We start from the raw sequence: 12,974 nt of genomic DNA, 5'->3' as shown, positions 1-12,974 counted from the left end.
CAGATTATGATGAATAGAGGTTTCACCTTAATTGAGTTAATGTTCGTTGTTGTGATTGTTGCAATTATTGCGGCAATTGCTATACCTAGTTATGAACACTTTACTCGTCGTGCTGTAGCAGCTCAAGTTCAGCAGGAAATGCATAAAATTGCTGAGCAATTAGAGCGACATAAATTAAGAAACTTTACGTATAGGGGATTTAATCCACGTTATTTATATCCAGCTCCACCAAGTCCCCGGGTCGATAGTCTTGATGAGACTAAGCAAGAGTTAACTTTACCTCTGGAAAGCGCTAGCCCTAAGTATACTCTTACAATTGTAGATGGTAGTACTGGGAATCCGTTGTTAACCTCTTCAGAGGCGATTGGGCAAAGGTGGGCGATTAAAGCGATTAGTCACGATATTCGAAATAAATCTTTTTTGCTGACCAGTACTGGGGTGGAGTGTGAAACGATTACTGCAGTTAATATTGAGACAGATCCAGCAAAGGGTGTGGGTTGTGACTATAAGCATGATGATGACGGTGGGGATGATTGATCATGTATAAGAAGACTAAAGAAGGATTCACACTTATTGAGTTAATGATTGTGGTAGCGATTGTAGCGATTCTTGCTGCAATTGCTTATCCGTCATATCAGGAATATGTAAAACGAACAAAGCGGACAGATGCACAGGCCGAAATGATGGATATTGCTCACCGTCTAAGCCAATTCAAAGTCGTGAATCATAGCTATGCCAATGCAACGATTGATGGTATTTATGGAGGGGATGTTATACCTAAAAGTGGGACAGCTTTATATGATTTAGATTTAAGTGTGTCGGCCTCAACCTGGACCTTAACAGCTCTACCAATTGTAACGACTGCTCAAGCAGGAGATGGAGCTTTAATTCTAAATAGTGAAGGACAAAAATGCTGGGACAAAGGCGCCTCTATATGTACACTTTCTGCTACATCAAATTGGGATGGCCGTTAGCATCTAGATAAATATCCAAGCGGTACTAAAAAAGCAAACCCTAAAGAGGTTTGCTTTTTTTATGAATATTTTTTGATGTTATTTAACATTATTGACAATAATAACGAGTGAATGTGATCAAATTATCACTTATCTGCTGTTCTATACCTTTTATCCCCTAATGGTAGCTTTTCGTGTATTTTAGGTTGAAATTGATAACTAAACATGAAAACAATCACGAAAAATAGTGCTTCTCTCATTTATATAATGAATTGATTTTACTTACTTAAAATACTTGAGAGCGCTGTTACAACAAAAAGATTTGTGCATATGGAGGACTATATGCAACAAGCCCATTACGACGCGGAGCATCGCGCTTTATCTTGTGCACAGGCCAAACCTTGCTCGGGATTTACGATGGTTGAACTGATCATCACCATCGCTATTTTAGCAATTATCGCTTTAATGGCTGCACCTTCATTTGCCTCCATGTATAACCGCCAAAAGTTAGAGTCCTCCGTACGTGAACTGACGATGAAGGTTTCAGAAGCAAGAAGCCAAGCAGTTCTACTTCGTCAAAGCACTGGTATATGTCTGGCATCTTTATCGATCGATGATTGTGCGACTGCAATTTCGATTCCCAAAACTGAAACACAACGAATTTTTATTGCTCGTTTAGAAAATGGCGTATCTCAAACAAATGCCTCAGCCACAAGTCTCAGCTTTAGAACCAATGGCAGCATTGCTGCACAAAAAGACTTTATGTTGGAGCGACAAGGTCTTTCTTATTGTGTTCGGGTCGGTGTCATTGGGGATACCATTATCACGGAAGGAACCTGCCCATGAATATAAAACAACAAGGGGTTGGACTGGTTGAAGTCTTGGTCGCGCTGGTTTTATTGGCAATCGGTGTCTTAGGCTTTGCTGCTTTGCAGTTACGGGCGGTGGATTCCAGTCTGGAAGCTAATAAGCAGGTGATAGCACTCACCATTGCACGCGATCTGGCAGAGAAAATGCGTGCAAATCCACAGGCGACTCGAGCAGGGAAATATAAGGTTGCAGCAGTAGAGGTGCCAAAAATCGCAGTATCAAATGTAGCGGATAAACCTGAAAAGATCGCGTTACAAGATTTACAAAATGCTGCGTTACAAGCCAAAGATAGTGGAATGAATCTCGCTGTGGATCAATGCCCAACTGGAAATAACCGACAATGTATTTATGTCGCCTGGGACGAGACCAATCTGGCAGGAAATACTGGAATTGCTTCATGTATAAAAGATGGGGCTTACGTTTCAGGATCACATTGTCTGTTTCTGGAGGCTTATTAAAATGGGAAGAAGCCTTGCAGATTTTAAGCCATATACCAACAGTCAATCAGGCTTTACATTGATTGAGCTAATGATTTCACTGACTTTAGGTTTGTTGATTGTCGCTGCGGCAATTCAACTGTTTATTACTGGGATTACTAGCTATAAATTACAAAAAGCCATGGCACATATTCAGGACAATGCCAGTTTGGGCTTAAATTTTATTGTTGATGATATTCGTAAAGCCAATCTAAGTTCGCCTGTACCCGCCGTCAATGACCAGATTGGTTATGCGGGAATTTTGCTGACCTCAAACAATGTTGGTGAAAAGATTGATCTGAATTGTGCAGATTGCTTTGCCAATAATCAGCTCACCAGTTTTGGTAATGCCAATGTGACGGGCCTAACCAATGATCAATTACTTATCCGTTATCAAGCGCCACAAGGTGGGTTGGACTGCTCGGGTAAGGATGTGAGTAGCGGGACATTTGTGGTGCAGCGCTATTATGTTGATTCTACTGTAAAAGATTCACGTAAGTCTTTACGCTGCCAAGCTGCACAATATAGTCAAGCTTCACTGGATGCCAAGACATCGACGGATCGTTTAAAACTTGCTTGGGAAGACAGTCAGGTCATTTTACCTAATGTTGATTTCTTTCAGGTACGTTTGGGTTATATGGATGGCGACCTCAATAGTGCAAATAGTACCTTGGCCTATGCCGATATTAAAAACTATATGGCCTTAAAGGCAACGTCAAAAAATATTGATGGCGTTACACAGGCTGTTCGGCCGCATGTCCATGCTATTCAATTGGGAGTACTAGTTCGTTCTGATGATAGAACTGGTAATCAGTCGATTATTAAAGAACGGAATAAAGAGCCATTTCAAGTATTGGGTACCCCAGTCAATCTGATATCCACCTATCAGGATAATTATTTACGTCAGGTAGTGAATCAAACGATCTCTTTACGAAACGCAATGGGTTGGGTTTCGGAAGGTTGTGATAGCAGTAAGACCACAACCTGTACAAATGGGGGGGCAGGAACATGATTCAGGCTCAACGTGGTGCGACACTCATCGTTGTACTCATGATTTTATTAATGATTACGATTATTGGGACGCTGGCGATACGTCAAAGTGTGAGTTCATTAAAGCTGGTGAGTAATCATCAGATCCAGACTTTGTTGGCCCAAAATGCGGATGCAGCATTAATGTATTTTCAAGATCCGAACACGCAACAAAATTTAGCCTCTGCAAATGGCATTGTGGGATTCTTTAAAAACGAAAATAACAAAGATGCAGAACTCGTATTTTGTTTTTCAGGAACGGATCCATTTGCATTAAGTAAAGCGGGTTATCGGCTAAATAGTCAGTCTTTTAATATTAATAGTTCTGGTGCGGGTGCATGTACAGAGGCTTCAGCAAAAACTTCAAGTGGCCGTAAACAGGTTGTGACTCAGGTTTATATCAAAAGAGCCTTAACACCAACGTCACCTTTTGCAGACCTATCTCGTGGCACAGAGGTAACAGGGGCAAAAACTGAAAACAATATTCGCTTGCGTGTCTATGTTGTATCGGTAATGCAGGGATTATTAACAGCTGATGCTTTATTTAAAGCAGACAATGATCCTGACAAAGGTTGCCTGACGAAGAGCATAGATAATAATGGCGTCAATGCTGTTGCTGCCTGCTTAAAACAAAATACAGAAAAACCGATATATAACATACAAGTCGCAGAATATCGTTTCTTGTCTGACTTTGAACCTACAGGTTCATAAGGGAGAAATGCCATGAATAATAAGAAGATGAAGAAACTCAACAGGTGTGAAGAACAACAAAAGAACAAAGTTAAAGGCCTGCTGTTGAGTTGTACAGTATTGTCTAGCCTTTTAATCCTTTCGTCGGTGTCATCGGCCAGTGATATTGAAATTTATCAAAATCCTAGTAATAGTAATGTGATTATGCTGATGGTGGATGTTTCTCAAAGTATGGGAACAGGTCCTATTGCGGATTTACAACGCGATTATCCACTTTGTTTACAAGGTGGTTTGCTTGGTGGTGTTAAAGGTTTATTGGGTTCTGCTGGTGTTAAAGTCAATGCTGATGTACTAGGTTTAATTAAATTAAATACGACTGCAACCACTATTGATCAAGCTTATTGTGATATTCCATCTGAATTAGTAGTGAATATTTTAGAGACCGTAAATAATACTGCGGGTGCTGATTTACTTGGTTTAAAAGGCTCAGCCCAATATATAAAAGATAGTTGTGAACCTTTAAAAGATGCCACACTTGAAATTATTAAGGGTTATCGTTGTTATAATCGATTAGCACGTGTCAAACAGGCAGTGCGTGATGTTATTGATGGTAATGAAGCAAAAGGGATTGGGAAACTACCTGATGGAGTATCGGTAGGGCTTTCCGTATTTCCAGCAAATGCACTTTCAAGTCAAGGAAAAAATGAACTTGCTGGCATGATTGCTGTTGAAGCTAAGCCATTAGATGATGCGCAACGTAAAAGAATTAAAGATGTAATCAATGGGGTTGATAGTGTTGACCCAGTTAATAATATTTTAACGGATGTAGGAAATCTTGTTGATAAATTATTAAAACTTGATTTGGTTGGATTAGTTCTCGGTACGTTAGGAACGATTCCACAATTAATTGACAATTTAAAAGCTCTTGCTGGTTTAAGTACACCCACAGCTACGGCTTATGCAGAGACAGGTGCATATTTACTTGGTAATACTACGAAAGGAACATTAAGTAAGTCAAAAGAAGTTGGAAAAATAAAGAAAGGTGGACTATTAAAAAGTACAACTTACTATGAGTGTGATGATAAATGGCTAGATGGTAAATGTACCGATTGGATAGAAGCTAAGGATTGGTATACAAATAAAGAATATGATTGGGTCTCGGATCAAGGACTTTTAGATAGGCTTTTAGGGGGGCTGTTAGGCGGAGCTGAGATCACTTTTTATAAATATGATACTAGTTTAGATAATAATATTTCTTCCTATAGTGGTTTTCCCGTATCGATTGCGGCAAGTAAAAATGGTAATGTTTATAATGCACCTGTACAAACGAATGCATCTTGTAGTGCTAAAGGCATTTATGTTTTAACAGGAAGTATCCCAGACTTAGATCCAAATTTACTTGATGGTTTATTAGGCTCTTCGAATGTACGAGAGTCATCGACAGCAACAGAGCCTGTCCAAAAAATTATGAGCCGTTCTATCAATAAAGACAGTAATACGGCTTTTAATTGTGGCACTGTACCCACAGGATGGTATTCAGGTTCGAGCTCGAATAAAGAAACATGGAATTGTATTGCGAATTATGCGGGTGTATTAAAGAATAATACGCACAATATAAAAACAGGTGTTGGCGGGATTGGACGTGAATTTTCACATATTCCAAGTGCCAAAACAGATTTAAATACAACGCAGGCCCCTAATTCTCTTTTATCAAGTTTATTGCAACCTGTGGCCAATCTTGTGAAAGCATTAAATCCTGTTCTATCGTTGCTTGGTCTAGGAAACTTAGTCGATAAACTTAATAAAATACTTGATAACGTATTGCCTGTACCTCTCGATCAAAATGCACATAACAAAAATATTGCAAATCTGGCTCGTTGGGGAGTATATGGGGGCGGGGGATGGTATCAATTATCAAATTCAAAAAGTATTGCCCAAAGTATTTTAGATTTTAATGAAGGACTAATTACAGTAACGACCGAGCCAGTAGGTTTACAAACCATTCCTGAAGATCCACTAACACCTTATCGTATGAGTAACGATGTTTATAAAAGTATGTTTGAACCAACTGAAAAAGCCAGTTGGATCGGTAACTTCAAAAAATACTATGTTGAAACAGACAACTCTGTGAATAAGTTGAGAGATGCCTGGGATATTTCAGCAAGTAGCTATGATGTTCAGGATTGGAATAAAGGTGGGTTGCTTGCCAAGCTTAAAAATCTGAAAAATAAAACGGATAATTCAGATCCGACCAAGCCGATCATTACAGAGCGTAAAGTATTGATTAATCGCGACTGCCAGCAAATTGATAATACTACAACGTATCAATTTACTGAGGTGGGGGCACTTAAAAGCATCAATAATACCTATTTAAATGTCAAATGTGGTTCTGGAACGACAGCTCGCTCCGATGATAAAGGCTATCTACTCATGAATTTGCTGGGATATAACGTGGGTAATGCCGCAACCACAGTAGATCTGACTGAAGCAAATCGTACCAACTGGAAAGTGGGCATGAACCTGCATTCAACACCTGTTAAATTAACTCAGGAAGCTGTCTTTAATGCAGATAACAGTGTTAAAGAGCGCAAAGATTATATGTTATTTGGCACAACACAAGGTTTGTTGCATGTCATTGATGCCAAAACTGGTGAAGAAAGCTTTGCTTTTGTACCCAATGAAATGCTGGAAAATACCCAACAAAGCAAAGCATTTCTGGAAAAACCAGCTGGCGTAAAAGCAGATATGGCATACGGCATTGATGGTGCATGGACCATTTATAGCGAATATGCTTATGGGATGAAAGCAGTAAGTAGTGGCAGTGTCAGCAGTGAAATTGTCGCGACTGTTGGTGAGATCAAGAGCGATGGTAAAGTGGTCGCGAAAGGCAAACAAATCGCCTATGGTGGTTTACGTATGGGAGGACGTAGTTACTATGCATTAGATCTCAGTGATATCAGTCAACCTAAACTTAAATTCCACATTGATCCAGATCGCAATCGTATTATTAGTCTGCAAGCTGATGGAACCTATAAAACCACAACCAATACGGCTTTAGCTGCGATGGGGCAAAGCTGGTCTAAACCGACCATTACCAGCATCATGTATAAAGGTGCAGCAAAACGCGTCATGATTGTTGGTGGTGGCTATGATATGGAATATGAAAAAACCGCACCAGTGATTTCCAATGCAACCAAAGGACGTATGGTGTATATGTTCGATGCAGACAATGGTGACTTGATCTGGTATGCAGGCGGCGATAATCAAAGCACATCATGTGGTTCAGGTGATACCAATCATGGCATGAAAATGAAAGACTTATATAGTGTTGTGAGCCGTATCAATGCAGTTGACCGAGACGGAGATGGAGTGACTGATCATCTTTATTTTGGTGATTTGGGAGGTCAAGTCTGGCGGATCGATTTGAGTAAAGATTTCGGAACCAAAGATGGCGGATGTGGCAGTTACAGTATGCTGTTTAAAGATACCAATAGCCGTTTCTATGAAGCACCAAATTTTAGTGTATACGGCTATGAACAACCCCTTGCTGTGATTAGTATTGCATCAGGAAATCGCAGCCTGCCATATAGTGATAAGAATTCAAGTAGCACTGTTTATAATCTTTTTGATCAGGATGTGGTTCGTCGTAACTTCTCCACTGCAAGTAGCAGTAATAGCACGCCAAAACTTTTAGCCACAGATCTTAAAGCAATGCTGACAGCTAGTGAACTAAAAGGCAAAAATCTGGTACAAGTGAAGGCGATGATTCCAAATGGCTGGTATGTACAGGCGAATAGTGTGGTTGGAAAAGAACTGGATGCTCAGGGCAATGAAACTGCTTTAACCAGTCAGACTGGAAGTAAGGTTCTGGGTGAAATGGTGGTGATGAATAAGAGCCTCTATGTCAGCGTCTATAATCCAAATACCATAGCAGGGAATGGTTGTAAAATTCAGGCCAATGGCGCAACTACAGTGCAACGTTATTGCTTACCTTTTGGTGTATGTGAACAAGATGTCAAAGATACCACGATGAGTTTTGGGGCTGGGCATGGAATTGTTGAGTCGATGGTGGGGGCGGGTATTGGACTGGGTGACAAAAATGGAATTACACGTCAGCTGCTCAATCCAAATGCCAAAGACAAAATCGGAAGTAGCAAATTATCTACGAATACCATGCGTCGCCAACTGGTTCCACTGACTTGGTATGAACGTAATGAATAAAAGGAAGCAATACAATTATCTTGCCCAAGGGAAGAGGAGAGATGTGCATTCTCCTTCCTTTGATGAAAGTAGATTAATTAAAGCTACAGGCTTCACTTTGATTGAATTGATGATTACGGTGGCAATCATTGCGATTATCGCAGCGATCGCTATTCCGAGTTATCAGGTTTATATCCGCCGTGCAGAACTATCTACAGCACAGCAGGAAATGCTAAAGGTTGCAGAACTGCTGGAAAAGCATCGGGCACGTAACTTTAGTTATGATGGGTTTTTCTTAAGAGACCCTGTACTTGATGAGGGACCATACGCAGATGTTGATAATGCAACCAAGACAATGTTGTTGCTACCTTTAGATGCAAGCAGTGGCAAGCAAAAATTTACCCTTACCTTAACTGTGAATGCTCAGACATGGTCTTTAAAAGCTGTGAGCCAAAGCCCGCGAAATTATTCATTACTTTTGACCAGTGCGGGCATTAAATGTAAGACCAAAACACCTGCAAATATTACAGCTCAAGATTGTGGATTAGACAAAGAAGACTGGTAAGCCAGCAGATTTTATCAATTAAATTCAAAGCTGTGGATAAGCTGAAAAATAATCTTTATTTCAAAGTCAATTTAACGTAGAATATCGCCCTCTATGAAAGGGGTTTGAAGTGTTGCCGATGGTCGGCGCAGGGATAATCCGTAAAAATTATAAGGTTGTTCTCATGGTTGTTATTCGTTTAGCGCGCGGTGGTGCAAAAAAACGTCCATTCTATCAAATCGTTGTAACTGATAGCCGTAACGCACGTGACGGTCGTTTCATCGAACGTATTGGTTTCTTTAACCCAACTGCACAAGGTAAAGCTGAAAAAGTTCGTTTAGACGCTGACCGTTTTGCTCACTGGGTTGCTCAAGGTGCTCAACCTTCAGAGCGCGTTGCTTCTTTAGCTGCTCAAGCTAAAAAAGCTGCAACTGCTGCGTAATAGTAGTAGGTAGCCCATGACATCGACACAGAATGTGCCAGAAGATCGTATTCAGATTGGACAGTTACGTTCAGCTTATGGATTGAATGGGTGGCTCTGGGTTTATTCAAATACTGAACCTATGAGTAATATGTTTGACTACCTTCCTTGGTACATTGAGACCAAGGCAGGTTGGCAAACAATAGATGTGAAACGTTGGAAACCACATGGCAAAGGCTTGGTTGTTGCATTAAAAGGCGTAAATGATCGCACTGGTGCAGAAAATCTGGTTGGCGCAAATATCTGGATTGCCAAATCTCAGCTTCCAAAAGCAGATGTAGACGAGTACTACTGGTCTGATCTTAAAGGCTTAACCGTGTTAGGTCTTGATGATGAAGAACAAGAAGTCAATCTCGGTCAAATCTACGAACTGTTTGAAACAGGTGCCAATGATGTCATGGTCGTTAAAGCGACTGCTGACAGTGTTGATGCCGAAGAGCGAATGATTCCGTGGCATAAAGATGTGGTACAACGCGTTGATCTTGAAGCTGGTCGTATTTACGTCAATTGGGGCGTAGACTACTAATCCTTTTAGGGGAAGTAGCGCAGCAGGAAAATAGAGGAGTCTGCGGTGTTTTTTGCAGTCATCACATTGTTTCCTGAAATGTTTGAAGCGATTACAGCGTACGGGATTAGCGGACGTGCAGCAAAGCGTGACATCGTGCAAGTGACTTGCATTAACCCACGAGATTTTGCTGAGGGCAATTACAAACGGGTGGACGAACGTCCTTTCGGTGGTGGCCCAGGTATGGTGATGATGGCTGAGCCTTTGGCAAAAGCAATTAATCATGCCAAACAACTTGCTTCACAAGCAGGCTGTGTTCATGCCCCAGTGGTGTATATGTCACCGCAAGGCAAAACCTTAAATGAGCAGGCAGTACAACAATTCGTTGATTATGATGGTTTGATTGTATTGTGTGGGCGTTATGAGGGCGTTGATGAGCGTTTAATCCAGCATTATGTTGATCAAGAATGGTCAATCGGGGATTACGTTTTATCGGGCGGTGAACTTCCTGCCATGGTGTTGCTCGATAGTATTATTCGCCGTTTGCCCAATGTCATGACTGACGAGCAATCTGCGATACAAGATTCTTTTGTAGATGGTCTTCTTGATTGTCCACAATATACAAAGCCTGACCATTTCGAAGGGCTAGATGTGCCTGAGGTACTTAAATCAGGACATCATGCCAATATTGAGAAGTGGCGTTTTTTGCAGCGTTATCAACGAACTTTAGATCGTCGACCAGAACTGGTTGAAAAAGTAGAGTTGAGCAAACAGCAAATTAAATGGTTAAAAAATTCGAAAGGTTAAACTGATATCAGTTGATCTTCGCACCCAACGAGAAGCTTTGCTTCGAGTTCTACTTAAACTTGGTTTAAGTTAAAAATAGGCTCTTTAAGACGTTTGTCTTAAGGGGAAAGTTAAACGGGAAATATGCGCTTTAGCCTCTATTCCCAGCGGTGTTAGAGACCTCTTCTCTCCCGCACATATTGGAGATTCCACATGAGTGGTAAACATCCTTTAGTTCAAGCTGTTGAAAATGCACAGTTAAAATCAGACATCCCTGCTTTTGCACCGGGCGATACAGTTATCGTTCAAGTTAAAGTAAAAGAGGGTGACCGTGAGCGTCTTCAAGCATTTGAAGGTGTTGTAATCGCGAAGAAAAACCGTGGTTTAAACTCTGCTTTCACAGTTCGTAAAATCTCTAGCGGTGTTGGTGTTGAGCGTGTTTTCCAAACTCACTCTCCAATCGTTGCTAAGATCGAAGTGAAACGTCGTGGTGACGTTCGTCGTGCTAAACTTTACTACCTACGCGAGTTGTCTGGTAAAGCTGCACGTATTCGTGAAAAGTTACCAGCTCGTAAACAAGGTTAATTTTAACTTTGTTGTAAAGCAAAAAAATGCGCCTTTGGCGCATTTTTTTATGTCTGTTTGTGCTTAAAAGCCAATCCTTTTCTAAATCCTCGACCTAGTTTTGCTAAAATAGGTCTTTATGCTTTGACTTTTCTTTTTATGAAAAAAAGTGCTTACCGCCATTTAAGCGGTGTTTTCCTATTAAATAAGCCTTTAGGTTTAAGTTCTAACTCAGCATTGCAAAAGGTGCGTCGTCTTTTTAATGCACAAAAGGCAGGGCATACTGGTGCGCTTGATCCATTGGCGACAGGGCTATTGCCTATCTGTTTAGGTGAGGCGACCAAGTTTTCGCATTATTTACTCGATTCAACCAAACGCTATCAAACTACGGTCAAGTTAGGACAAACCACGGCGACGGGTGATGTTGAAGGTGAAATTCTCCAGCAGAGAGAAGTACCAACTTTAACGGCAGAAAGTATTGAACAGGTGCTGGCGCAATTCAGAGGCGATATTCAGCAAGTACCACCGATGTATTCAGCGTTGAAGCGTGAAGGCCGTCCATTATATGAATTGGCACGTAAAGGCATTGAGATTGAACGTGAAGCACGTCCAGTTACGATTTATGATTTAACCTTAGTTGATTTTACCGAAGATAGCCTGACGCTAGATGTGACCTGCTCGAAAGGCACATATATTCGTGTATTGGGTGAAGATATTGGTGAAGCTTTGGGCTGTGGCGGGCATTTAACCCAATTGCACCGTACCCAAACCGGGCATTTTGAAATTAATCCAGATTATACCATCGAATATCTTGAAGGCCTGACTTTAGAACAACGGGATGCTTTATTGTTGCCTGTGTATGCACCTGTTGAGCATTTTCCGCGCGTGCAATTGCCCGAAGGCCGTGAAAAATATTTTGGAAATGGTCAGGAAAGTAATATTGATCATGAAGCTGCGCCTGAAGTATTGGTTTTCGATGGCGAACGTTGTCTAGGTCTGGCTGAAATCACAGATAAAAAACGTCTGGTGCCAAAACGCTTGTTAAATCTATAAAAGGTATTGTCCATGGAATGGGAACTGATTCTGACACTGGTGTTCTTTGCTTTTTGTGCAGGAACAATTGATGCTGCCGTAGGCGGAGGTGGGCTGATTCAGATTCCCGCATTGATGGGTGCTTTACCACAGACAGCGCCAGCCACCTTATTTGGAACCAATAAGCTGGCATCTATTTTTGGGACAGGCTCTGCTGCATTTTCATTTGTACGTCGGGTGAAATTGCAATGGTCGCTGTTGGGCGTGATTGCGCTGTTTGCCTTTATTAGCTCCTTTATTGGTGCAGCATGTGTATCATTGATTCCGACGCATATCTTAAGACCGATTGTCTTGGTCATGCTGATTGTGATTGCGATTTATACCTTCGCCAAAAAGCAGTTTGGGCAAGTCCATGTCGATCAACAGATCACGCCAAAGTTATTGGTATTGGCTGCAATGGGTAGTCTAGCCATTGGTTTTTATGATGGTATTTTTGGCCCGGGTACGGGTAGCTTCTTTATTTTCTTTTTTATTCGTTTTCTACAGGTCGATTTTTTACATGCTTCGGCATTGGCAAAGATTGGCAATTTAATGACCAATCTGGCGGCATTAAGCTTCTTCATTCCAACTGGTCATGTGCTGTTTGGACTAGGCTTGATGATGGCGGTTGCTAATATTGCAGGCTCATTATTGGGCGTACGCTTGGCTTTAAAATATGGCAGTGGCTTTATCCGTATTTTATTCCTGATTTTGGTGAGTATCTTGATTTGTCGATTGGGATATCAGATTTTGAGTGGAACATCGTAAATATTTTAATAAATAAAGGCTTAAACCCTTTGATATT

At 41.0% G+C, this 12,974-nt stretch carries 14 protein-coding genes; all 14 read left to right on the top strand.

The annotated features are described in order from the left end of the window. Window positions 1–6: 6 nt before the first annotated feature. Window positions 7–537, top strand: coding sequence for a type IV pilin protein (locus EC846_RS12320; protein ID WP_123775326.1), 531 nt, complete (start codon window positions 7–9; stop codon window positions 535–537). Between the two features lie 2 nt (window positions 538–539). Further along, complete coding sequence (locus EC846_RS12315; RefSeq protein WP_123775325.1) at window positions 540–974, top strand: type IV pilin protein; 435 nt, start codon at window positions 540–542, stop codon at window positions 972–974. Window positions 975–1,295: 321 nt separating this feature from the next. After that, window positions 1,296–1,799, top strand: a complete 504-nt coding sequence (locus EC846_RS12310) for a GspH/FimT family protein (protein ID WP_123775324.1) — start codon at window positions 1,296–1,298, stop codon at window positions 1,797–1,799. After that, on the top strand, window positions 1,796–2,281 hold the full coding sequence (pilV, locus tag EC846_RS12305) for a type IV pilus modification protein PilV (protein WP_123775323.1): 486 nt from the start codon (window positions 1,796–1,798) through the stop codon (window positions 2,279–2,281). Before EC846_RS12310 ends, pilV begins: the two co-directional genes overlap by 4 nt. A 1-nt stretch (window position 2,282) precedes the next feature. Beyond that, on the top strand, window positions 2,283–3,311 hold the full coding sequence (locus EC846_RS12300; protein ID WP_069578504.1) for a PilW family protein: 1,029 nt from the start codon (window positions 2,283–2,285) through the stop codon (window positions 3,309–3,311). After that, on the top strand, window positions 3,308–4,039 hold the full coding sequence (locus EC846_RS12295; protein WP_005259943.1) for a pilus assembly PilX family protein: 732 nt from the start codon (window positions 3,308–3,310) through the stop codon (window positions 4,037–4,039). The genes EC846_RS12300 and EC846_RS12295 overlap by 4 nt, the downstream gene beginning before the upstream one ends. 12 nt (window positions 4,040–4,051) lie before the next feature. Next, window positions 4,052–8,239 (top strand): pilus assembly protein PilY, encoded by a 4,188-nt coding sequence (locus EC846_RS12290; RefSeq protein ID WP_123775322.1) that lies wholly within the window; start codon window positions 4,052–4,054, stop codon window positions 8,237–8,239. A gap of 109 nt (window positions 8,240–8,348) precedes the next feature. Next, window positions 8,349–8,783 (top strand): type IV pilin protein, encoded by a 435-nt coding sequence (locus EC846_RS12285; RefSeq protein ID WP_265936699.1) that lies wholly within the window; start codon window positions 8,349–8,351, stop codon window positions 8,781–8,783. A 163-nt stretch (window positions 8,784–8,946) separates the two neighbouring features. After that, the gene (rpsP, locus tag EC846_RS12280) at window positions 8,947–9,204 is read left to right on the top strand and encodes a 30S ribosomal protein S16 (protein ID WP_004776006.1); all 258 of its coding nucleotides are present in this window, start codon (window positions 8,947–8,949) and stop codon (window positions 9,202–9,204) included. 16 nt (window positions 9,205–9,220) lie between these two features. Next, a complete protein-coding gene (rimM, locus tag EC846_RS12275; protein WP_004776004.1) occupies window positions 9,221–9,769 on the top strand; it encodes a ribosome maturation factor RimM in 549 nt (182 codons plus the stop codon). Between the two features lie 45 nt (window positions 9,770–9,814). Further along, entirely contained in the window at window positions 9,815–10,555 is a 741-nt protein-coding gene (gene trmD / locus EC846_RS12270) for a tRNA (guanosine(37)-N1)-methyltransferase TrmD (RefSeq protein WP_005259937.1), read from the top strand. Window positions 10,556–10,747: 192 nt separating this feature from the next. Next, complete coding sequence (rplS, locus tag EC846_RS12265) at window positions 10,748–11,119, top strand: 50S ribosomal protein L19 (RefSeq protein WP_004657502.1); 372 nt, start codon at window positions 10,748–10,750, stop codon at window positions 11,117–11,119. A gap of 138 nt (window positions 11,120–11,257) precedes the next feature. Beyond that, window positions 11,258–12,151, top strand: a complete 894-nt coding sequence (gene truB, locus EC846_RS12260; protein ID WP_123775320.1) for a tRNA pseudouridine(55) synthase TruB — start codon at window positions 11,258–11,260, stop codon at window positions 12,149–12,151. A gap of 12 nt (window positions 12,152–12,163) precedes the next feature. After that, on the top strand, window positions 12,164–12,937 hold the full coding sequence (locus EC846_RS12255; protein WP_123775319.1) for a sulfite exporter TauE/SafE family protein: 774 nt from the start codon (window positions 12,164–12,166) through the stop codon (window positions 12,935–12,937). The last annotated feature ends 37 nt before the right edge of the window (window positions 12,938–12,974 follow it).

Origin of the sequence: Acinetobacter sp. BIGb0102 (assembly GCF_003815055.1) — a bacterium.
Taxonomy (GTDB): domain Bacteria; phylum Pseudomonadota; class Gammaproteobacteria; order Pseudomonadales; family Moraxellaceae; genus Acinetobacter; species Acinetobacter vivianii.
Note: the sequence above shows the minus strand (reverse complement) of the source record. Positions and strands in the feature narration are given on the sequence as shown.